The sequence below is a fragment of the Pseudomonas sp. B21-015 genome (assembly GCF_024749285.1).
Lineage (GTDB): Bacteria > Pseudomonadota > Gammaproteobacteria > Pseudomonadales > Pseudomonadaceae > Aquipseudomonas.
This window is the reverse complement of sequence record NZ_CP087196.1, coordinates 1104471-1126389: the sequence shown is the minus strand read 5'-3', so window position 1 is coordinate 1126389 and position 21919 is coordinate 1104471. Positions and strand designations below refer to the sequence as shown.

Genomic DNA, 21919 nt, shown 5'->3' with positions numbered 1-21919 from the left:
CGGCGTAGTCTGTACAGAAAGGTAAACGAGGCCCCTATGACTGTACCTATCGCAATCATCGGCACCGGCATCGCCGGGCTCTCAGCCGCCCAGGCCCTTACGGAGGCCGGGCATGTCGTTCAACTTTTCGATAAAAGCCGCGGCAGTGGCGGACGCATGTCGAGCAAGCGCAGCGATGCGGGTGCTCTGGACATGGGCGCGCAATATTTCACCGCCCGCGACCGTCGCTTCGTCACTGAAGTCCAGCGCTGGCAAGCCAACGGCTGGGTCGCCGTATGGACGCCGCAGCTCTATACCTTTCACGGCGGCCAGCTCAGACCTTCGCCGGACGAACAGACACGCTGGGTCGGCACACCACGCATGAGCGCGATCACGCGCGGCCTGCTCGGTGATCTGGAAGTGCATTTCGCCTGCCGCATCACCGAGGTCTATCGCGGTGAAGAACACTGGCACCTGCAAGACGCCGAGGGTTTCACTCACGGCCCGTTCAGCCATGTCGTCATCGCCACGCCCGCCCCTCAGGCGACCGCACTGCTGGCGGCCGCGCCGAAGCTCGCCGGAGCCGCCGCCGGGGTAAAAATGGAGCCTACCTGGGCCGTCGCCCTGGCTTTCGACACGCCACTGGAAACCGCCATCGAAGGTTGCTTCGTACAGGACAGTCCTCTTGACTGGCTGGCGCGCAACCGCAGCAAACCGGGACGCGACACCACCCTCGATACCTGGGTGCTGCACGCCACCAGCGCCTGGAGCCGGCAACATATCGACCTGCCCAAGGAAGCGGTGATCGAGCAATTGCACGGTGCCTTTGCCGAACTGCTGCACGACGCCATGCCTGCTCCGACGTTCAGCCTCGCTCATCGCTGGCTTTACGCCCGACCGGCCAGCAGCCATGAATGGGGAGCCCTGGCCGATGCTGATCTGGGACTGTATGTGTGCGGCGACTGGTGCCTGTCCGGCCGTGTCGAAGGCGCCTGGCTCAGTGGTCAGGAAGCAGCCCGTCGTCTGCATGAGCACCTGCAGTGAATTGAATCAAGTCCAGTCCATTGCTGCTGTCGAGATGGGCTGCAGCCCCGCAAAAAACTTATACAAAAAAATTGACTTGTACACCTTCGAATCTATGATGAAGTCATGTTGTACAGATCTGGATTCGAGACGCTCCTATGCCTGCACAGTCGACGACCCAACCGAAAATCGCCATCAGCGCCTGCTTGATGGGGGCCGAGGTGCGCTACAACGGCGGGCACAAGGCATCACCACTGTGCAGCCGCATCCTCTCTGATTATTTCGATTTCGTCCCGGTGTGCCCGGAAGTCGCCATTGGCCTGGGTATCCCTCGCGAACCGATCCGCCTGGTCGGCAACCCCGAACATCCGGAGGCTGTCGGCACCGTCCACCCGGAGATCAACGTCACCCGGCCGCTGGCCGAGTTTGCGCAAAAAATGGCAGTGGAACTGGGCGACATCTGCGGCTATATCTTCATGCAGAAATCCCCTTCGTGCGGGCTGGAACGGGTCAAGGTCTACCACGCCAACGGCGCGCCAGTGGACGGCGGTAGCCGTGGCATCTACGCCCAAGCCTTCTGCGCGTTGCATCCTGATTTACCAGTGGAAGAAGACGGCCGCCTCAATGACCCGGTGCTGCGGGAAAACTTCCTCACCCGCGTGTTCGCTTACAGCGCCTGGCAGCAGTTGCTGCACACAGGCCTGACCCGACGCAGACTCACTGACTTTCACTCGCGCTACAAATACCTGTTGATGGCCCACAACCCGGTGCAATACAAAACCCTGGGCAACTTGCTGGGCAACATGGGCCAGACCGATCTCGACGTGCTCGGCCCGCGCTATTTCAGTGAGCTGATGGCGGCCCTGAAAAAATGCGCCACACGCCGCACCCACACCAATGTGCTGCAGCACCTCTGCGGCTATCTCAAACAAGCCATCAGCCCTGAAGACAAACAGGAAGTGCAGCACGTCATCGGCCAGTATCGCCAGGGCATCGTGCCGCTGGTGGTGCCATTGACGCTGCTCAAACACTACTTTCGCCAACACCCGGATCCATACATTGCACAACAGGTTTACCTGCAACCGCATCCGGAAAACCTCAGCCTGCGAAACGCGATTTAATGAAAAGCCCACCGGATACCAGCGCCAGCGAAGACCTTGGCACCGACTTCAAGAAGGCCCTTGATGCTGGTTGGCTGCCCATTCGTGAAGTGGCCCGGCAAACCGGGGTCAATGCCGTCACCTTGCGCGCCTGGGAACGGCGCTATGGGCTGATCGTGCCGCAGCGTACGCCCAAGGGGCATCGGCTGTTCCGTGCCGAACACGTTCAACGGATCCTGACGATCCTCACCTGGCTCAATCGCGGCGTGGCTGTCAGCCAGGTCAAACAACTGCTCGACACGCCTCAGGGGCTTACCGAACCCGTCGGGAACGATTGGCTGGTGCTGCGCCAGATACTGCTGCAAGCGGTCACTCAGCTAGCCGAACGCACCCTCGATGACACGGTGAATCAGGCGATGGCGCTGTATCCGCCACGCACCTTGTGTGAACGACTGTTGATGCCGTTGCTGGCGGAACTGGAACAACGCTGGCAAGGCCAGTTCGGCGCACAGATGGAGCGGGTGTTCGTTTATTCCTGGTTGCGCAGCAAATTCGGCGCGAGGGTCTACCATAACAACCGGCAGTTACGCACCGCGCCGCTGCTGCTGATCAATCATTCGGACCTGCCGCTGGAGCCTCATCTGTGGCTCACGGCCTGGCTGATCAGCAGTACCGATTGCCCAGTGGAAGTTTTCGACTGGCCACTCCCGGCCGGCGAATTGACACTGGCGGTTGATCACCTGCAAGCCCGCGGCGTACTGCTGTATTCCAGCAAAGCCATGAATCTTTCGCAGTTGCCGAAACTTCTGAACGGCATCAGTTGCCCAAAAATGATCGCCGGACCAACGGTATGCATTCACCACGCCGAGTTGTCCGCAAGAACCACCGCCATTGCTGATTTGTCCCTGGCCGAAGATCCCTTGTCGGCCCATCAGGGCCTGATTCAGCGTGGGCTTATTTAATGGCGAATTTGTAATGAATCGTGCGGACACCCCCCTGCAATTGATCTGGCTGCGCAGCGACTTGCGTGTGCACGACAACACCGCCCTCTCGGCCGCTGCCGCCCGCGGCCCGAGTGTGGCGGTGTATTTGCTGAGTCCGCAGCAATGGCTTGCGCATGACGACGCGCCGTGCAAAGTGGATTTCTGGCTGCGTAACCTGAGCGAATTACGCCAGGCGCTGGACGCACTGAACATCCCGCTGCTGATTCGTAACGCGTCCCGCTGGGATGAGGCACCGAAGGTCCTGCTCGAACTCTGCCAGCAATTGAAGATCGACGCAGTGCACGCAAACGAGGAGTACGGCACTCATGAAACCCGTCGCGATGCGGCGGTGGCCCAAACGCTGAAAGCCTGGGGCATCGACTTTTACAGCTATCTCGATCAACTGCTGTTCAAGCCGGGCACCGTACTGACCAGAACCGGCACTTACTTCCAGGTCTTCAGCCAGTTTCGCAAGGTCTGCTACGAACGGCTGCACGCGTCATTACCCAGACTGGTCGCTGCACCCACTGCCCAGGCTCCGCTCGATATAGACCACGACGAACCACCCTCCCGTGTCGAGGGTTTCGATACACCCTGCGACCGCTTGCGTGCTCTCTGGCCGGCCGGCGAAACCGAAGCCCGACGCCGCCTCGACACCTTTGCCGACGCACAGATCGACCATTACCACAGCGAACGCGACTTCCCGGCAAAACCCGGCACCAGCCAGCTCTCGGCCTATCTCGCCGCCGGGGTCCTTTCCCCTCGTCAGTGTCTGCACGCCGCGCTACGAAGCAATCAGGGGGAGTTTCAAAGCGGCAAGGTCGGTGCCGTCACCTGGATCAACGAACTGCTGTGGCGCGAGTTCTACAAACACATTCTGGTGGGCTACCCACGGGTTTCCCGGCACCGCGCCTTCCGCCCGGAAACCGAAGCCCTGGCCTGGCGTGACGCCCCGGAAGAACTCAAGGCCTGGCAGCAAGCCCGTACCGGCTTTCCGATCATTGACGCCGCCATGCGCCAATTGCTGGAAACCGGCTGGATGCACAACCGCTTGCGCATGGTGGTGGCAATGTTCCTGACCAAAAACCTGCTGATCGACTGGCGTGAAGGCGAACGCTTTTTCATGCAGCATCTGATTGACGGCGACCTGGCGGCGAACAACGGCGGTTGGCAGTGGAGTTCATCCACCGGCACCGATTCGGCACCCTACTTCCGGATTTTCAACCCGCTGAGCCAGTCGGAAAAGTTCGATGCTGAAGGAGTGTTCATCAAGCATTGGTTACCGGAGCTCAACGAACTGAATAAAAAAGACCTGCACAACCCGGCGAGTCTCGACGGATTGCTCGGCGTAAGGGATTATCCACCGCCGATCGTCAACCTGAGCACTTCCCGCGAACGAGCACTGGCCGCGTATAAGAGCCTGCCGTCGCGACAAGGTTGATCGCAACGTAATTATTTTGATACCGGAGCGTTGCCTTATGAACACTCATTGGTATTGAGCCAAAAAAAACTGCCTAATAAAAAGGAATTTTGGATGAGTCTTACACCGCCAAGGCGATATTGGTTGACCGGAGCCAGCAATGGTATTGGTGCCGCGCTGGCCGAAGAAATACTCAAATCAGGTGCTCATCTGGCCGTCAGCTCCCGCTCGATGGCACCATTGAAAGCCCTGTCTCAGCGTTATCCCGGACAAGTGCTGATGGTTGCGGGGGATTTGACCAACGGCCAAAGAGTGCGCGAAATCGGCGAGCAAATTGCCAAGGAATGGGGTTCTCTGGACACCATGATCCTTAACGCAGGCACCTGCGAATACGTCAACGCCAATCAGTTCGACTCATCCATCATCGAGCACATCGTGCGTACCAACCTGCTTGCCAGCAGTTATTGCATCGCAGCCGCCCGGCCCCTGCTGCGGGCGGGTACGGCGCCGCATCTGGTGGGCATGGCCAGCTCGGTAACCTGGCTGCCCCTGCCCCGGGTCGAATCCTATGGTGATTCAAGGGCCGGGTTGCGTCATCTATTGGAGTCCACGCGCATCGACATGGCTGCGGACAACATCGAAATGACGGTGGTCAGCCCAGGTTTTATCGATACCCCCCTGGACGAGGCTCCGATACACCTCAACTGGTCGGCGGGCAAAGTTGCGCGATACCTCTTCGACAGGCTCAGGTATCGTCCACTGGAGATCAGCTTACCGGAGCTGATCATGCCCGTCCTTTGGCCTCTGCCGCAAAAGCCCCACCAGCCCGCACTGGCAATCGGCACGCGCATGGCGCGAAGCAAGCCGCCGATCGAGGATCTGCCGTGAAGCCTGAGCGTCCGTCAGGCCTTTCACACAGCGTGGGCGCGCTGCCTTACACTGCGCGCCATGAAAACCATTCCTCACACACAAATCGCCGAGCCTGCGGTCACCTGCTCGACTTGCGCAGCCTGCTGCTGCCAGCTTGAAGTCATGCTGATCACCGACACCGGAGTGCCCGAGCGTTTTATCGATACAGACGATTGGGGTGGGGAAGTCATGCTGCGACTGGATGACGGCTGGTGCGCCGCGCTGGATCGCAACAGCATGATGTGCACCATCTACGAAAAACGTCCGCTGATCTGCCGGGAATTCGAAATGGGCGCACCGGAATGCATCAGCGAACGCCAGGGAATTGCGACGGCGTATCGGTGAACCTCAGACCACCGAAGATTCAATGTGGGAGCGGGCTTGCTCGCGAAGACGGACTATCAGTCAACATTAGTGTTGAATGTTAAATCGCATTCGCGAGCAAGCCCGCTCCCACACTGAAGGTGCAGTGCTGCCTACAAGGGCATTGTGTAATGCAATGCGTAACTTTCTACACCGTCGTTCGGATTGCTGAGCCCGGCATTGGAGTAGTGGGTGGCGCGAATCCCGACTTCATGTCCGTCGGCAAAGCGCAAACCAAACCCGAAACGGTCTTCGAACTGAAAGGCACTGCCGAGCCTGTTATCTTCGAGCTCGGTGTTGGCGAACACCGCGATGCCGATACCCGCTTCAACATAGGGTCTGATGGTCTGACCGGCAAACTCGTACACCAACACCGGCGAGAACGACAAACTGTGATTGCTCGCTGTTTTGTCGCCATCCCAGTAGGTGTAAGCGCCGCTCCAGTAGCCGGTCAAGCGCCCGATGTCACTCTGCAACCAGCTCTTGTCCCAGTCGAATTGCATGCCCAGTCGGTAGGTCATGGTCGAATCGCTGGTCTGGCCGACCCCGAACTCCACCCCCGCCGCCTGCACGGTAAAACTGTGCCCCATCAACGCGGTCGCAATCGCGGCCAAGCAGAATAGTCGCTTCATTAGAAACATCCTTTTCCGAACAATTTAGTATGGTTTTTATGCTGTTCAACAAACAAAGACATGCAGTCGCCGTTTAATCAGAAGCCCCCCAATTATTCGTTTGCTACGCATCTCTACCCTTCGAAGCTTCGCACAACACCAGACATATTCCACAGTATCGGCAAGATATTTCTGAAATGCGCAGGATCGGCACTCGACCAGAACTGTGCGGCGCGGGCAGGCCCCTCGGCCAGCAACTCACGCTCGGCCAACAGACGCTGAAGTTGCCGCGCCACAGCGGCACCGGTATCGATCAGGCTGATGCCCTGCGGGAGCATTTGCTTAAGCAGTGGCTTTAGAAAGGGATAATGCGTGCAGCCCAGAATGATTGTGTCTGCACCTGCAGCCAGCAACGGCTCGACATACCCTTGCAGCAACTGACGCAACGTCTCGCTGTGCAAATCGCCATTTTCAATTAGCTCCACCAGCCCGGGGCACGGCTGAGTAATCACCCGTACATCAGTGGCGAAACGATCGAGCAAGGCAGCAAACTTGGCACTCTGCAAAGTACCGGTGGTGGCGAGCACGCCGACCACACCGCTGCGCGTCGCCGCAGCGGCCGGTTTGACCGCGGGCTCCATGCCAACGATGGGCCACTCGGGGAAATCGCGCCGCAAGTCCGCAACACCAGCCACTGTCGCGGTGTTGCAAGCCAGCACCAGTGCCTTGGCGCCCTGCTGCTGAAAGAATTGCGCCATGACACTGCAACGCTGGCGGATGAATGACGGGGTTTTCTCGCCGTAGGGAATATTCCCGCAATCGCCGAAATACAACAGAGACTCGTTGGGTAGCAGACGCTGGATCTCGGCCAGCACCGACAGCCCACCGACACCGGAGTCGAACACGCCGATCGGCGCTTCACGCATGGCGCGACCCGCAGACGCTGCAGCCCGGATCACGCTTGACCCGCAATTCACGGAAGCGTGAGCCCAAGGCATCGACCAATAACAGGCGCCCCACCAGCGGCTCGCCGAACCCCACCAGCAGTTTCAGCGCTTCCAGTGCCTGGAGGCTGCCGACCAACCCGACCAAAGGACCGACGACGCCCGCCTCGCTGCAGGTCAACTCGGCTTCGCTGCCGTGCCCGTATAAACAGTGGTAGCACGGGCTTTCTGGACGACGAGGGTCGAATACTGACAATTGCCCTTCGAGGCGAATCGCCGCACCGCTGACCAGCGGCTTGCGCGCGGCCACACATGCGGCGTTGACCGCCTCGCGGGTGGAGAAATTGTCGGAACAGTCCAGCACCAGATCCACCGCAGCAACGGCGGCGGCCAGCGAATCCTCGTCCAATGCAGTGCGATGGGCGATCAGCTGAATCTCGGGATTGATCGCGGTCAGGCGACGGATCGCCGAATCGACCTTGCTCAGGCCGACGCTGTCGGTGTCATGAACGATCTGGCGTTGCAGATTGGTCAGGTCGACCGTGTCGAAGTCCGCCAGATGCAACTCGCCGACGCCGGCTGCGGCCAGATACAGCGCAACCGGCGAACCGAGGCCGCCGAGGCCGACAATCAGTACACGGCTTTCTTTGAGCCGTAATTGGCCGTCGATGTCGACGTGTTGCAGCAGAATCTGCCGGCTGTAACGCAGCAACTCCTGATCATTCAGCACGGCAAGCGCCCCAGACTGATGCGTTGGTGACCGCCCAGATCGGTACGGCTGTGGACTTCTTCAAAGCCGCGGGTCAGCAGCAAATCGCGCACCGCGCAAGCTTGATCGTAACCGTGCTCGAGCATCAACCAGCCACCCGCTTCAAGATAATCCGGTGCCTGGGCGACGATCAGACGCAGATCGTCCAGCCCATCGACGCCCGCCACCAGGGCACTGGCCGGTTCAAAGCGCACATCGCCCTCCACCAGATGCGGATCGGTCGACGCGATGTAAGGCGGATTGCTGATGATCAGTTGAAAACGCTGGCCTCCCAAAGCGCTGAACCAATGGCTGCTCGATACCGTGGCATTGTTCAGGTTCAAGCGCTGACGATTGCGCTCGGCCAGGGCCACGGCTTCCAGCACGCGATCCACGGCGGTGACCTTCCAGGCCGGACGCTCGCTGGCCAGCGCCAGGGCGATGGCACCACTGCCGGTGCCCAGATCGAGCACCTTGGCCGGGGTGGCCGGCAACAGTTCCAACGCAGCTTCCACCAGCAATTCAGTGTCGGGACGCGGAATCAGCGTGTGGGGCGCGACTTCCAGGTCGAGCTTCCAGAAGCCTTGCTGACCCAGAATATAGGCCACTGGCTCACCGCTACGGCGGCGCTGCAAATACTCGGCAAACTTCAGTGCCGCTTCGCTCGGGACGATACGCTCAGGCCAGGTGTGCAGAAAGCTGCGGGACTTGCCCAAGGCAGCCGCCAGCAGCAATTCGGCATCCAGACGCGCGGTGGGCGAATCAGGTAAATCGGCGGCGCGCAGCAAACTGGCAATGATCGTCATTTACTCACCTATCGCTGCCAATTGATCGGCCTGGTACTCGGCCAGCAACGGTTCGATCACCGCATCCACGCCGCCCGCGAGAATTTCGTCGAGCGAATACAGCGTCAGGTTGACCCGATGGTCGGTGACCCGGCCTTGGGCGAAGTTGTAGGTACGGATCCGCTCGGAGCGGTCACCGGAACCGACCAGCAATTTACGCTCGCTGGCGATGGCATTGGCCGCCGCGCTGGTTTGTTGGTCATTGAGCTTGGCCGACAGCCAGGACATTGCCCGGGCGCGGTTCTTGTGCTGAGAACGTTCTTCCTGGCATTCGACGACAATACCGGATGGCAAGTGGGTGATACGGATTGCCGAGTCGGTCTTGTTGACGTGCTGACCACCGGCACCGGAGGAGCGATAGGTATCGACCCGCAGATCCGCCGGGTTGATCTCGATGGCTTCCTGCTCGTCCGGCTCGGGCAACACGGCTACGGTGCAGGCTGAGGTGTGGATGCGGCCTTGAGATTCAGTGGCCGGAACCCGTTGTACGCGGTGCGCACCGGATTCGAACTTCAGCTTGCCGTAGACATTCTCGCCTTCGACCCGGGCAATGACTTCTTTATAGCCACCATGTTCGCCTTCGTTCTCCGAAAGAATTTCCACTCGCCAGCCACGTCGCTCGGCGTAACGCGAATACATGCGGAACAGGTCGCCGGAGAAAATTGCCGCTTCGTCGCCGCCGGTACCCGCGCGGATTTCCAGGAACACGTTACGACCGTCGTTCGGATCCTTGGGCAGCAGCATGCGTTGCAGGCTGGCTTCGAGTTCGATCAAGCGTTCCTTGGCTTCGCGGACTTCTTCCACGGCCATTTCACGCATGTCCGGGTCGCTGTCCTTGAGCAGTGCCTGGGCGCCTTCGAGGTCGCCCTGCACTTTGAGAAGCTGTTTATAGGTGTCGACGATCGGCTCGACTTCCGCATATTCCTTGGAATAGGTACGGAACTTGTTCTGATCGGAAATGACTTCGCCATCGCCAAGCAGGGCGGTCAATTCCTCGAAACGGTCCTGGAGGATGTCCAGCTTATTGAGCAGTGACGCTTTCATTGCGTTTTTTTATCCGAAAAGCTATCCGATGAGCCCTCACCGAGGGCAAAGAGTTCCTGGGCCATGGCCAGCGCATCGAGGCGGCCTTCGGCAGAAAGCTTTTTCAATTGCACGCTCGGTGCGTGCAAGAGTTTGTTGGTCAGGCCACGGGCCAGTTGCACCAGCACGTCCTCGGCGCTGCTGCCATTGGCGAGCATGCGTTGGGCTTTGAGCAACTCTTCGTCGCGCATGCGCTCGCTTTGTTGACGATAGGCCTTGAGCACATCCACCGCCGCCAGTTCGCGCAGGCGAACCATGAAATCTTCGGCACCGACCGACACCATCTCTTCGGCGGCCTGGGCAGCGCCCTGACGGCTCTTGAGGTTCTCTGCGACCACTTCGTGGAGATCGTCGACGCTATACAGGTAAACGTCGTCCAACTCGCCGACTTCCGGCTCGATATCCCGAGGGACGGCGATATCCACCATGAAGATCGGCTTGTGCTTGCGCAATTTCAAGGCACTTTCCACCGCGCCTTTACCGAGAATCGGCAACTGGCTGGCGGTGGAACTGATGACGATGTCGCTGCGCACCAGTTCTGCCGGGATATCCGAGAGCAGCACCGCGTGGGCACCGAACTGCTCGGCCAGCGTGCTCGCGCGCTCCAGTGTGCGGTTGGCGACCACGATTCGCTTCACACCCAGTTCATGCAAATGGCGGGCAACCAGGGTGATGGTCTCACCAGCGCCGATCAGCAAAGCCTGGCTGCGTTGCAAATCACTGAAAATCTGTTTCGCCAGGCTGACCGCGGCAAACGCCACGGACACTGGGTTTTCACCGATGGCAGTGTCGGTTCGCACCTGTTTGGCCGCATTGAACGTGGCCTGGAACAAACGCCCGAGCAGCGGACCAATGGTGCCGGCTTCGCGGGCCACGGCGTAAGCCGACTTCATCTGACCGAGAATCTGCGGTTCGCCCAACACCAGCGAATCGAGGCCGGAGGCGACCCTCATCATGTGACGAACTGCCGCATCGTCTTCATGCACATAAGCACTCGCGCGCAGCTCATCGAGGCTCAAATGATGATAATCGGCCAGCCAGCGCAACACGATGTCAGCCGAAAGGTGATCCTGTTCTATATACAGTTCACTGCGATTGCAGGTGGAGAGGATCGCAGCTTCGCGGCTGTCGGTGAGTCGGCAGAGCTGCTGCAAGGCCTCAACCAGCTGCTCAGGGGTAAAGGCCACGCGCTCGCGGACGTCTACTGAAGCAGTCTTGTGGTTAATACCGAGTGCAAGGAAGGCCATTCAAGGTCGCTGATGGTGACGTGAAGCCGACAATTGTCCTACTTCGACAGAGCCAGAACAACCACTCGATATCTATCGTCTTGGTAGACATCCCCACTGGCTGCGATCTGTTCTTATTCACACTGGCGACAGGCTTCTGTAGGCGCTGCCGAAGGCCGCGATCTTTTGCCGTTAAAAGAGCAAGATCAGAAGATCGCAGCCTTGGGCAGCGCCTACAATGGCATCGCCCCGCGATTATCAGGTACAAGGCCGAAAGATCGAGCGTTGGGCTCGCGGGTAAATTGGCCGGGCGGTTATGTTTGGCCCAAGGCTTGTGTCATGATGATCCGACCGCAGGTTAGTCGTCCTCTTCCTATATGAATAGATCTTCCGCGTTGCTCCTCGCTTTTGTCTTCCTCAGCGGCTGCCAGGCCTTGGCACCCGTTTCGTCGGACGGTACGCCGCCGGTCGAAGACAGCACTCCGGCCCCTGAAAAGCCCAAGGTTTACAGCTCGTTCAGTGAGGAAACCGTCTTTAGCCTGTTGAGCGCCGAACTGGCTGGCCAGCGCAATCGTTACGACATTGCCCTGGACAACTACGTAACCCAGGCCATCAATACTCAGGATCCCGGCGTCTCCGAGCGGGCATTTCGCATTGCCGAGTACCTGGGCGCCGATCAGGCCGCCCTCGACACGGCGCTGATCTGGGCAAAAAACGCTCCGGACGATCTTGAAGCGCAACGGGCGGCTGCCGTGCAACTTGCCCGCGCCGGGCGTTACGACGACTCCATGGTCTATATGGAGAAAGTCCTGCAAGGCAAAGGCGACACGCATTTCGACTTCCTCGCCCTGTCCGCGGCCGATACCGACCAGGAAACGCGCAACGGCCTGATGAAAGGTTTTGATCGCTTGTTGCAACGTCACCCGCATAACAATCAGCTGATTTTCGGCAAAGCCTTGCTGTTGCAACAGGACGGCGATGCCAAGGGCGCACTGACCCTGCTCGAAGACAACCCGCCGGACGAGGGCGAAATCGCGCCGATCCTGCTGCGCGCGCGCCTGTTGCAAGGGCTCAGCCGTGGCGATGAAGCCTTGCCGCTACTGCAAAAAAGCATCAAGAAGTACCCGGACGACAAACGCCTGCGCCTGACCTACGCGCGCATGCTGGTTGAACAGGATCGCATGGACGACGCCAAAGTCGAGTTCTCAAGCCTGGTTCAGCAATACCCGGAAGACGACGAGCTGCGTTACTCCCTGGCCCTGGTTTGCCTGGAAGCCAAGGCCTGGGACGAGGCCAAAGGTTACCTGCAAGACTTGATCGCTCGGGAAAGCCACGTTGATTCGGCACACCTGAATCTGGGGCGTATCGCTGAAGAGCGTAACGACCCTCAAGGCGCGCTGATCGAGTACGCCCAGGTCGGGCCGGGCAACGATTACCTGCCGGCTCAATTGCGTCAGGCCGATATTCTGATGAACAACGGCAGGACCGCCGAAGCCCAAAGCCGTCTGGCGGCCCAGCGGGACGAGCAACCCGATTATGCGATCCAGTTGTACCTGATCGAAGTCGAAACCTTGTCTGCCAATAAACAGGGCGACAAGGCCTGGAAAGTCTTGCAGCAAGCCCTGCAGAAATACCCGGACGATCTGAATCTGCTGTATACCCGGGCCATGCAGGCGGAAAAACGCAATGACCTGGCGCAGATGGAAAAAGACCTGCGACTGATCATCAAGCGCGACCCGGACAACGCGATGGCGTTGAACGCCCTCGGCTACACCCTGTCCGACCGCACCACGCGCTACGCCGAAGCCAAGGCCCTGATCGAACAGGCGCACCAGCTCAACCCGGAAGACCCGGCCGTTCTCGATAGCCTCGGCTGGGTGAATTTCCGCCTGGGCAATCTCGATGAAGCCGAGCGCTATTTGCGCCAGGCGCTGGAACGCTTCCCCGACCAGGAAGTCGCCGCTCACCTGGGCGAAGTCCTGTGGGCCAACGGCAAACAGCGCGAAGCCAAGCAAATCTGGAGCAAGTTCCTCAAGGAACAGCCCGACAGCCCTACCCTGCGCAGCACCATCAAGCGCCTGACCGGATCAGAGACTCTTTAAGATTATGTTTTTGCGCCACTTCATCGTTTTCAGCTTCATCGCCCTGCTCGCCGGTTGCGCGGGCTTCGGTGCCCGCGAATCGGTCCAGGGTCAAGGCAACAAGGCCCAATGGCGCGAGCACAAACAGCAACTGACCGGTCTCGACGGCTGGCAGATCAACGGCAAGATCGGCATCCGTGCGCCCAAGGATTCGGGCAGCGGCACGCTGTTCTGGTTGCAACGCCAGGATTACTACGACATCCGACTCTCCGGCCCGCTGGGTCGTGGCGCGGCTCGCTTGACCGGTCGTCCGGGCAAAGTCTCGCTGGAAGTGGCCAATCAGGGCCGCTATGACGCGCAGACCCCGGAAGCCTTGGTTGAAGAACAACTGGGCTGGAAATTGCCGGTTTCCCATCTGGCATGGTGGGTTCGCGGGCTCCCGGCCCCGGACAGCAAAAGCCGCCTGACCCTTGACGTCGACAGCCGCCTGGCCAATCTCGAACAGGATGGCTGGCAGGTCGAGTACCTGAGCTATGCCGAGCAAAACGGCTACTGGCTGCCCGAGCGGATCAAGCTGCACGGCACCGACCTTGATGTCACGCTGGTGATCAAGGAATGGCAACCACGCAAACTGGGGCAGTGAACATGACTGCGCCACGCCTGACATTGCCCTCACCCGCCAAGCTCAACCTGATGCTGCACATCCTCGGTCGCCGTGAAGACGGTTACCACGAGCTGCAAACGATTTTTCAGTTTCTCGACTACGGCGATGAAATCACCTTCGCCGTTCGCGATGATGGCGTGATTCGGTTGCACACCGAATTCGACGGTGTTCCTCACGACAGCAATCTAATTGTTCGAGCCGCAAAAAAACTTCAGGAACAATCCAGTTGCTCGCTGGGCATCGACATCTGGATCGAAAAAATCCTGCCCATGGGCGGCGGAATCGGTGGCGGCAGTTCGAATGCGGCCACCACGTTGCTAGGCCTCAATCATCTCTGGCAACTGGGTTGGGATGAGGATCGGCTGGCTTCTCTGGGCCTGACGCTGGGCGCCGACGTCCCGGTTTTCGTGCGTGGCCACGCGGCTTTCGCCGAGGGTGTGGGGGAAAAACTCACACCTGTAGAACCCGAGGAACCGTGGTATCTGGTGCTGGTGCCGCAAGTATCTGTAAGTACAGCAGAAATTTTTTCAGATCCGCTGTTGACACGTAACTCTCCTCCCATTAAAGTGCGCCCCGTTCCCAAGGGAAACAGTCGAAATGACTGCTTGCCGGTGGTAGCAAGGCGTTATCCAGAGGTACGTAACGCATTGAATTTGTTAGGTAATTTTACCGAAGCAAAGCTCACCGGAACTGGAAGTTGTGTGTTTGGGGGCTTCCCAAGCAAAGCTGAAGCTGATAAAGTCTCGGCCCTTCTTACAGAGACCCTTACAGGGTTTGTAGCAAAAGGAAGCAACGTTTCGATGTTGCATCGCAAGCTGCAAAGTCTGCTCTAAAGGAACCGATTACTGGGTAATCGTTGCAACAGATACAGGGGCGTCGCCAAGCGGTAAGGCAGCAGGTTTTGATCCTGCCATGCGTTGGTTCGAATCCAGCCGCCCCTGCCATTTTCCTATACTCATCCAGGTTACCCTCAGCCTTCAGGTACTGCGCGTGTCCAAGATGATGGTCTTTACGGGGAACGCTAACCCCGATCTGGCTCGGCGTGTCGTACGTCAGCTGCATATCCCTCTCGGTGACATCTCTGTCGGTAAATTTTCCGACGGTGAAATTACAGCCGAGATCAATGAAAACGTCCGCGGTAAAGATGTCTTCATTATTCAGCCGACTTGCGCTCCGACCAACGATAACCTGATGGAACTGGTAGTGATGGCTGATGCCTTCCGCCGCTCCTCGGCTACTCGTATCACTGCTGTTATTCCTTACTTTGGTTATGCCCGTCAGGATCGCCGTCCGCGTTCCGCACGTGTGGCTATCAGCGCGAAAGTCGTTGCTGACATGCTTACCGTAGTCGGCATCGACCGTGTTCTCACGGTTGATCTGCATGCTGACCAAATCCAGGGTTTCTTCGATATTCCGGTAGATAACATCTACGGCTCCCCGGTTCTGGTGGATGACATTGAAGATCAGCGCTTCGAAAACCTGATGATCGTGTCCCCGGACATTGGTGGCGTCGTGCGTGCACGGGCTGTTGCCAAATCCCTGGGCGTGGATCTCGGGATCATCGACAAACGCCGTGAGAAAGCCAATCACTCTGAAGTGATGCATATCATCGGTGATGTCGAAGGGCGTACCTGTATTCTGGTCGATGACATGGTCGATACCGCCGGCACTCTGTGCCACGCGGCCAAGGCCTTGAAAGAGCATGGCGCTGCCAAGGTTTTCGCCTACTGCACGCACCCTGTGCTGTCGGGTCGGGCGATCGAAAACATTGAAAATTCCGTGCTGGACGAGCTGGTGGTGACGAACACCATCCCGCTGTCCGCTGCAGCACAAGCCTGTGCGCGTATCCGCCAACTGGATATCGCACCGGTAGTTGCCGAGGCGGTCCGCCGCATCAGCAATGAAGAATCGATCAGCGCGATGTTCCGTTAAGGGCCCTGCCCTTTTCAAAACATCTCGTTGACGAAAAGCGCCCCGCCCCGGCATTCCTGTCGGGGCGGGGCTTTTTTGCCCATATCGCCTTTAGCGCTGGTCGCAAACGCTGGGGCGAATGTGGTTATTTTGGAGATACAACATGAACGATTTTACTCTGAATGCTGAAGTGCGTTCCGACCTGGGGAAAGGTGCGAGCCGCCGCCTGCGTCGTCTCGCAAGCCTGGTTCCAGCTGTAGTTTACGGTGGCGAAAAAGCCCCTGAATCCATCAGCATGCTGGCTAAAGAAGTTGCCAAACTGCTCGAAAACGAAGCGGCTTACAGCCACATCATCGAGCTGAACGTTGGCGGCACCAAGCAAAACGTAATCATCAAGGCTCTGCAGCGTCACCCGGCCAAAGGCCACGTGATGCACGCTGACTTCGTACGCGTCGTAGCTGGCCAGAAACTGACCGCTATCGTGCCTGTACACTTCATCAACGAAGCTGCTCCGATCAAGAAAGGCGGCGAAATTTCGCACGTTGTTTCTGAAATCGAAGTTTCGTGCCTGCCAAAAGACCTGCCTGAATTCATCGAAGTTGACCTGGCTGATGCCGACGTCGGCGCGATCATTCACCTGTCCAACCTCAAAGCCCCTAAAGGCGTTGAGTTTGTTGCTCTGGCTCACGGTAACGACCTGGCTGTTGCCAACGTTCACGCTCCACGTGTTGCTCCAGAAGCTGCAGAAGGCGCTGCAGAGTAATTTCACTCTGTACGCCGGAGTGACCGGAAACATCGCGGACTAGAGCGTAGCGAGAAAGCGGGCGAGAACGCGGAGTTTACATAATGGTAAATGAGCACTTGTCGTCCACTTTCGCCGCACCCACTGATTGCGGCGATGTTATCCACCACTTCAAGGAAGGGCCCCTATCGTGACTGCCATCAAACTGATCGTTGGCCTGGGAAATCCAGGCGCTGAATACGAACAGACCCGGCATAACGCAGGGGCCCTTTTTGTTGAGCGCATCGCACACGCGCAAGGTGTCAGCCTTGTGGCCGATCGCAAATATTTCGGCCTGACCGGGCGCTATTCGCATCAAGGTCAGGATGTTCGTCTACTGATTCCCACCACCTACATGAACCGCAGCGGCCAGGCCGTGGCGGCACTTGCCGGCTTCTTTCGCATAAAGCCTGAAGAGATTCTGGTGGCGCATGACGAACTCGACCTGCCTCCGGGCGTTGCCAAGCTCAAACAGGGCGGCGGCCATGGCGGTCATAACGGGTTGCGCGACATCATTGCGCAACTGGGTAATCAGAATACCTTTCACCGCCTGCGGCTTGGCATCGGCCACCCGGGCGTTGCCAGTATGGTTTCAAATTTCGTCCTGGGTCGTGCGCCACGCGCCGAACAGGAAAAACTCGATGCCAGCATCGACTTTGCCCTCGGCGTGCTGCCGGATATCCTCGCCGGTGAATGGAACCGCGCGATGAAAAACCTGCACAGCCAGAAGGCCTGACTCTAACTCCTCGGGGAAACACCATGGGATTCAATTGCGGCATCGTCGGCCTGCCTAACGTCGGCAAGTCCACCCTGTTCAACGCCCTGACCAAATCCGGGATCGCGGCCGAGAACTTTCCCTTCTGCACTATCGAGCCGAACACCGGTATCGTAGCGATGCCGGATCCGCGCCTGGAAGCCCTGGCGGTCATCGTCAATCCCAAGCGCATCCTGCCGACTACCATGGAATTCGTCGACATCGCTGGCCTGGTTGCCGGCGCCTCGAAAGGTGAAGGCCTGGGCAACAAATTCCTCGCCAACATCCGCGAGACCGATGCCATCGCCCACGTGGTCCGCTGCTTCGAAGACGAGAACGTGATCCACGTCTCCAACAGCGTCGACCCGAAACGCGACATCGAGATCATCGACCTCGAACTGATCTTCGCCGACCTCGACAGCTGCGAGAAGCAACTGCAGAAAGTCACTCGCAACGCCAAGGGTGGTGACAAGGACGCCGTGGTCCAGAAAGGTCTGCTGGAGCAACTGATCGCTCACTTCACCCTCGGCAAGCCAGCGCGCACGCTGATGAAGAACATGGGCGCCGACGACAAAGCGGTGATTCGTGGCTTCCACCTGCTGACCACCAAACCGGTCATGTACATCGCCAACGTCGCTGAAGACGGGTTCGAGAACAACCCGCTGCTGGACATCGTCAAAGCCATCGCCGAAGAAGAAGGCGCCATGGTGGTTCCGGTCTGCAATAAGATCGAAGCCGAAATCGCCGAACTGGAAGACGGCGAAGAGAAAGACATGTTCCTCGAAGCCTTGGGCCTTGAAGAACCTGGCCTGAACCGCGTGATCCGCGCCGGCTACGAAATGCTGCACCTGCAGACCTACTTCACCGCCGGTGTCGAAGAAGTCCGCGCGTGGACTGTCCGTGTGGGTGCTACCGCGCCACAAGCCGCCGGTGTGATCCACACCGACTTCGAAAAAGGCTTCATCCGCGCCGAAGTCATCGCTTACGACGATTTCATCCAGTACAAGGGCGAGGCCGGCGCCAAGGAAGCCGGTAAATGGCGCTTGGAAGGCAAGGATTACATCGTTAAAGACGGCGATGTGATGCACTTCCGTTTCAACGTGTAGCGTTGTTGGAATCGAAGAAGCCGCGTTGATTCGCGGCTTTTTTGTGGGCGTTATATCGAGCCGCTATGCGCAACTAGAACAGATAGCTCAGACCGCCGCCGCTGGCGGTCTGATACTGCCAGCGACTGTCATTGAGCGGGATCGGGATGTTGTAGCTCATCGTTCAAAGTCTTTTATGAATGAACTGCGCCGCGACCGCGCTGACGGATGCCCCTTAACAGGCCGGCAAGGGTAAACAGCAGACCAATACAACCCAGCACCCCGGGAGTGGCCCACAGTGCGGCAGGGGTATCGACCACGGCGCTACTGGCCGGCTGCTCGGGCAGGTAATACACCCGCACCGGCTGATCCTGCTGATAGCCAAAAATGAAGCCGCCCTGGGGGTAGGAAATCTTTTCACCACTGCTGGTGGTGAAGGCGATCTCGGGATGCGAACTACCAGCATTCAAGTGGCTGACGATGCCATCGGCGGTCTGTGCGTGGGCGAGGAATTCGCGTCGTTCAAGCGTGAGATTGACGGCAATGCCCAACAAGCCGATACCAATCAGGGCAAAGAGCAGCCCCTGAAGCATCTTCCCGAGGCGTGACGGGGTGAGGTTAGCCATGGCTTGTCTCGGTATTCGTCCATGAAAGAGGGCCGTCAGGATAACAAGAAACCACCGGGAAGTGCCTGGTACGACGCAGCAGATAATGCATGTTCGAGAATTGCGACGTTCTGACCGAAGAAAGTATCGACGCTCTCGGCCAACCAGGAGCAGATCGAGAGCTGGATCAATGCCGGCCGTCCTTTATAGGGGCTAGCTTGCGAGCCAGTGAGATCGACCAGTTGCTTGGGCTACCGCCTATAACGCGATCTGCCCTTCACTCGACGGCGCAGCCGACGCCATCAAGCCAGCGCCACTTCCACCCTGTTGCGCCCAGCCGACTTGCCCTTGTGGAGTGCCTTATCGGCCCGGGCAATGGCGTTACTGAGCGCCTCTTGAGCACGATATTGCGTAATGTCGATGGACAGCGTCACGCCGACTTTATGGCCGTCACTGTCAGTCACCAATCCCTGGATCGCCTTGCGGATGCGCTCTGCGCTTTCGGCAGCCCGATCGAGATCGGTTCCGGCAATACCGCCAGAAACTACATTCTGTGTAAGCAGAAGGAGTGTTGCAGATGAAACGGAGACCTCGGATCTATTACACCGAAAGCCAGAAAAAACTGATGTGGGATCACTGGCGGAAAGGCGACTCTCTCCAGCAGATCGCCCAACTATTTGAACGAAACCACTCATCGATACAGCGCATCTTGGCGGAAACAGGCGGTATCAGACCAGCTGTACGCCGCAGGTCCAGATTGGCGCTGACGTTGGCTGAGCGCGAAGAGATTTCGCGTGCAGTGGTGGCAGACAACTCGATCCGTTCCATAGCAACGCTGCTAGGGCGAGCAGCCTCTACCATTAGCCGTGAGTGTTGGCGCCGACGCCAGATTGACCTTTGGTGCCAGAATCCGTTGACCCAGCCTACTACGCACAAAACGAGGGTCAGCGCGGCTTTCGATGGTTCGGCCGGGGTCAGGCAGAATCGGCCGCCCAGGTCAAAATCTAGTCGGCGACTACAACCACGCCCAACAACACCCTGTCGCGCCAGCGGGGGGCTTGGGCCTTGTCGCGCTACAGTTCTGCCGCGAAGGTCTTGGCTTTCTTCGGCGTGACACCGTACCGTTGCTTGTAGACCTTGATGAAGTGGGAGGTATTTTCATATCCCACCTCCGCTGCCGCGTCGGTGACGGAATAATTTTCAGTCGTCAACAGCTGATGCGCGATGTCGACTTTTTTTTCGATGATCCAGCGGTTCGGGGTGGTGTTGTAGCTGCGCCTGAAGTCGCGGATAAAGGTCGACACGCTGCGTCCCGTCAACAGGGCATAGTCTTCAATCTTCAGCTTGTGCGAATAGTACTGCTCCATGAAGTCGGTGATGAGGCGGCGTTTGCGGCTGCCGCCGCAGGACAGCTCGCGCAGGAAACGGAAGGACTTGTCCTGGATGGCGATCAGGTGCAGTAGTTCGAGCAGTTTCAATTCCAGCAGCGCGTCGGAGCCCTCCGCGCCCTTGTAGACATAATTCAGCGAATCGATATAGCGCTGAATCTGTTCGTTGGCGTGCAGGGTATAAGTGCCGTGCACGTTTTTCTGCAGGCCGTCCGTGTGCGAATTGCCTGTGCCGGCCGCGCGCGACAGGTATTTGGCGATCAGCTTGTCGTCGAAAAACAGCAGCACCGCCTCGAAGATATCGCTGCCAGTGACGTAGTCCGATACCGTATAAACGCCTTTGGAGAGGAAAATCAAATGATTCTCGTCGACGACATTGGCCATGGCGTCATAGTCGCGAATAATCTGCTTGCCCCGCTTGATGTAGACGATCAACGGCGTGGCGATATAAATCGCCTTGTTTTCCAGGTTCGTTTCAAGCGTTTTATGGAGGATGGACGAGCTACCGTCAGCGAGGATAGGCTTTACGTTGCGCATCGAATAAAGCGCCGCCGGTACTACTTCGAGTGTCATTGCTATGGCTTCTCAACAAATTGGCCGCCCCATTTGGACAGGACGGTATCCAGCAGCGCGACACGCTGCTGCCCAAGCGTGTAGGACGTTCGGGACGGAAGAGGATATCCAGGAAAGTAGCAGAAATACGTCACGGCAAGTAGCGCATGCATGGCCGAGACGGCGCGGTCCGCCGCACGCGCCCGGCCGCTGACGTTACGGCATCAAACTTCGCTGAAGTAGCCGCTGACCGGCGCGCTGCTCAGATGCTCGACGATGACCTTCCACTGACCGCTCGAGACCATTTGGTCGACATGGGTGCCGTGAATTTCACGCGAATCCCAAACTTCCACCAGCGTGAACGCGAGTGGATCTTCCAAGTAGTTGAGGATCTTGACCGTTTGGCAACCGTCCACCTTCGGCAGATTGATCTTCACATCGTTCATGATGTCCTTGAACGATTGCAGTTTTTCTTCTTTTACATTAAAGCTGATGACGAGATTGACGGACATATTACTTCTCCAGTTGGGTTTGACTACAAAAAACGTCGTCGATTGCAGGAACCGTAGATTGACGAGGCGGCCAAACAAAATGCGCAGAATACGAAAAGAATGTTCAGGCTTTCATTTACCGTTCCGTTCCCGTATCTAACATGGCCAAGCCGACCAGCGGAACCACTAAGTTCTTGATCCATTGTTTGACCTGGACTGCATCAATAGAATCTTTTCCTCTCACATGACGCGCAGTGCTGCGTCGAAAACCATCTTTCGTTAGAGGTCATTACGTAAAGTCCTTTTTTGGTGTCGATTCGATATAACGCAAAGAATTCGCTATGGAAGCAACTACTATATACATAGTTAAAAA

At 58.2% G+C, this 21919-nt stretch carries 23 protein-coding genes, 1 tRNA gene and 1 pseudogene; 15 read left to right on the top strand and 10 right to left on the bottom strand.

Translation table 11 applies throughout. The features are described 5' to 3' along the window. Positions 1 to 36 precede the first annotated feature (36 nt). The 6 genes from LOY38_RS05230 (at position 37) to LOY38_RS05205 (ending at position 5759) form a co-directional block, all read left to right on the top strand. Positions 37 to 1023 carry an NAD(P)/FAD-dependent oxidoreductase gene (locus LOY38_RS05230; RefSeq protein ID WP_007905831.1) on the top strand — a complete coding sequence of 329 codons (987 nt, stop codon included), beginning with the start codon at positions 37 to 39 and terminating at the stop codon, positions 1021 to 1023. A 137-nt stretch (positions 1024 to 1160) separates the two neighbouring features. Then, positions 1161 to 2123: a DUF523 and DUF1722 domain-containing protein gene (locus LOY38_RS05225; RefSeq protein WP_258699105.1), complete on the top strand. Its 963-nt coding sequence runs from the start codon at positions 1161 to 1163 to the stop codon at positions 2121 to 2123. Beyond that, positions 2123 to 3064, top strand: a complete 942-nt coding sequence (locus LOY38_RS05220) for a MerR family transcriptional regulator (protein WP_258699104.1) — start codon at positions 2123 to 2125, stop codon at positions 3062 to 3064. The genes LOY38_RS05225 and LOY38_RS05220 overlap by 1 nt, the downstream gene beginning before the upstream one ends. Before the next feature lie 34 nt (positions 3065 to 3098). Next, positions 3099 to 4526 carry a deoxyribodipyrimidine photo-lyase gene (gene phrB, locus LOY38_RS05215; protein WP_258700661.1) on the top strand — a complete coding sequence of 476 codons (1428 nt, stop codon included), beginning with the start codon at positions 3099 to 3101 and terminating at the stop codon, positions 4524 to 4526. 93 nt (positions 4527 to 4619) lie between these two features. Then, positions 4620 to 5393: an SDR family oxidoreductase gene (locus LOY38_RS05210; protein WP_258700660.1), complete on the top strand. Its 774-nt coding sequence runs from the start codon at positions 4620 to 4622 to the stop codon at positions 5391 to 5393. A 60-nt stretch (positions 5394 to 5453) separates the two neighbouring features. Next, positions 5454 to 5759, top strand: a complete 306-nt coding sequence (locus tag LOY38_RS05205; RefSeq protein WP_258699103.1) for a YkgJ family cysteine cluster protein — start codon at positions 5454 to 5456, stop codon at positions 5757 to 5759. Between the two features lie 131 nt (positions 5760 to 5890). On the opposite strand, the gene LOY38_RS05200 is transcribed toward LOY38_RS05205, so the two are convergent. The 6 genes from LOY38_RS05200 to hemA all read right to left on the bottom strand — a co-directional run bounded on the left by LOY38_RS05200 (position 5891) and on the right by hemA (position 11255). Continuing rightward, positions 5891 to 6409, bottom strand: coding sequence for an acyloxyacyl hydrolase (locus LOY38_RS05200; RefSeq protein ID WP_258699102.1), 519 nt, complete (start codon positions 6407 to 6409; stop codon positions 5891 to 5893). Between the two features lie 113 nt (positions 6410 to 6522). Beyond that, positions 6523 to 7314 (bottom strand): glutamate racemase, encoded by a 792-nt coding sequence (gene murI, locus LOY38_RS05195; protein WP_258699101.1) that lies wholly within the window; start codon positions 7312 to 7314, stop codon positions 6523 to 6525. Then, positions 7307 to 8062, bottom strand: coding sequence for a molybdopterin-synthase adenylyltransferase MoeB (locus LOY38_RS05190; RefSeq protein ID WP_258699100.1), 756 nt, complete (start codon positions 8060 to 8062; stop codon positions 7307 to 7309). The genes murI and LOY38_RS05190 overlap by 8 nt, the downstream gene beginning before the upstream one ends. After that, positions 8056 to 8886: a peptide chain release factor N(5)-glutamine methyltransferase gene (prmC, locus tag LOY38_RS05185; RefSeq protein WP_258699099.1), complete on the bottom strand. Its 831-nt coding sequence runs from the start codon at positions 8884 to 8886 to the stop codon at positions 8056 to 8058. The genes LOY38_RS05190 and prmC overlap by 7 nt, the downstream gene beginning before the upstream one ends. Beyond that, on the bottom strand, positions 8887 to 9969 hold the full coding sequence (prfA, locus tag LOY38_RS05180; RefSeq protein ID WP_007939759.1) for a peptide chain release factor 1: 1083 nt from the start codon (positions 9967 to 9969) through the stop codon (positions 8887 to 8889). Then, positions 9966 to 11255 (bottom strand): glutamyl-tRNA reductase, encoded by a 1290-nt coding sequence (gene hemA, locus LOY38_RS05175; protein ID WP_258699098.1) that lies wholly within the window; start codon positions 11253 to 11255, stop codon positions 9966 to 9968. The genes prfA and hemA overlap by 4 nt, the downstream gene beginning before the upstream one ends. 356 nt (positions 11256 to 11611) lie before the next feature. On the opposite strand from hemA, the gene LOY38_RS05170 reads away from it, so the two are divergent. The 8 genes from LOY38_RS05170 to ychF all read left to right on the top strand — a co-directional run bounded on the left by LOY38_RS05170 (position 11612) and on the right by ychF (position 18531). After that, a complete protein-coding gene (locus LOY38_RS05170; RefSeq protein ID WP_258699097.1) occupies positions 11612 to 13336 on the top strand; it encodes a tetratricopeptide repeat protein in 1725 nt (574 codons plus the stop codon). Positions 13337 to 13340: 4 nt separating this feature from the next. Continuing rightward, entirely contained in the window at positions 13341 to 13958 is a 618-nt protein-coding gene (lolB, locus tag LOY38_RS05165; protein WP_258699096.1) for a lipoprotein insertase outer membrane protein LolB, read from the top strand. A gap of 2 nt (positions 13959 to 13960) precedes the next feature. Beyond that, positions 13961 to 14812: a 4-(cytidine 5'-diphospho)-2-C-methyl-D-erythritol kinase gene (ispE, locus tag LOY38_RS05160; RefSeq protein WP_258700659.1), complete on the top strand. Its 852-nt coding sequence runs from the start codon at positions 13961 to 13963 to the stop codon at positions 14810 to 14812. Positions 14813 to 14848: 36 nt separating this feature from the next. After that, positions 14849 to 14923, top strand: a tRNA-Gln gene (locus tag LOY38_RS05155). Positions 14924 to 14969: 46 nt separating this feature from the next. After that, a complete protein-coding gene (locus LOY38_RS05150) occupies positions 14970 to 15911 on the top strand; it encodes a ribose-phosphate pyrophosphokinase (RefSeq protein WP_003171603.1) in 942 nt (313 codons plus the stop codon). Between the two features lie 142 nt (positions 15912 to 16053). Further along, positions 16054 to 16653, top strand: a complete 600-nt coding sequence (locus LOY38_RS05145; protein ID WP_258700658.1) for a 50S ribosomal protein L25/general stress protein Ctc — start codon at positions 16054 to 16056, stop codon at positions 16651 to 16653. A gap of 169 nt (positions 16654 to 16822) precedes the next feature. Continuing rightward, positions 16823 to 17407, top strand: coding sequence for an aminoacyl-tRNA hydrolase (pth, locus tag LOY38_RS05140; RefSeq protein WP_258699095.1), 585 nt, complete (start codon positions 16823 to 16825; stop codon positions 17405 to 17407). A 23-nt stretch (positions 17408 to 17430) separates the two neighbouring features. Continuing rightward, entirely contained in the window at positions 17431 to 18531 is a 1101-nt protein-coding gene (gene ychF, locus LOY38_RS05135) for a redox-regulated ATPase YchF (protein WP_258699094.1), read from the top strand. 173 nt (positions 18532 to 18704) lie between these two features. On the opposite strand, the gene LOY38_RS05130 is transcribed toward ychF, so the two are convergent. Together LOY38_RS05130 and LOY38_RS05125 are read right to left on the bottom strand one after the other, a co-directional pair. After that, on the bottom strand, positions 18705 to 19136 hold the full coding sequence (locus LOY38_RS05130) for a DUF3592 domain-containing protein (protein WP_258699093.1): 432 nt from the start codon (positions 19134 to 19136) through the stop codon (positions 18705 to 18707). Positions 19137 to 19417: 281 nt separating this feature from the next. Next, positions 19418 to 19810, bottom strand: a complete 393-nt coding sequence (locus LOY38_RS05125; protein WP_258699092.1) for a diguanylate cyclase domain-containing protein — start codon at positions 19808 to 19810, stop codon at positions 19418 to 19420. Between LOY38_RS05125 and LOY38_RS05120 the strand changes: the two are divergent. Beyond that, positions 19693 to 20010, top strand: a pseudogene (locus LOY38_RS05120) (helix-turn-helix domain-containing protein); the annotation flags it as partial. The gene LOY38_RS05125 and the pseudogene LOY38_RS05120 sit on opposite strands and share 118 nt — an antisense overlap. 178 nt (positions 20011 to 20188) lie before the next feature. On the opposite strand, the gene LOY38_RS05115 reads toward LOY38_RS05120, so the two are convergent. Both LOY38_RS05115 and LOY38_RS05110 read right to left on the bottom strand, forming a co-directional pair. After that, positions 20189 to 21076 carry a helix-turn-helix transcriptional regulator gene (locus LOY38_RS05115; RefSeq protein ID WP_258699091.1) on the bottom strand — a complete coding sequence of 296 codons (888 nt, stop codon included), beginning with the start codon at positions 21074 to 21076 and terminating at the stop codon, positions 20189 to 20191. 203 nt (positions 21077 to 21279) lie between these two features. Next, positions 21280 to 21567, bottom strand: a complete 288-nt coding sequence (locus tag LOY38_RS05110; RefSeq protein WP_258699090.1) for a putative quinol monooxygenase — start codon at positions 21565 to 21567, stop codon at positions 21280 to 21282. Positions 21568 to 21919 lie beyond the last annotated feature (352 nt).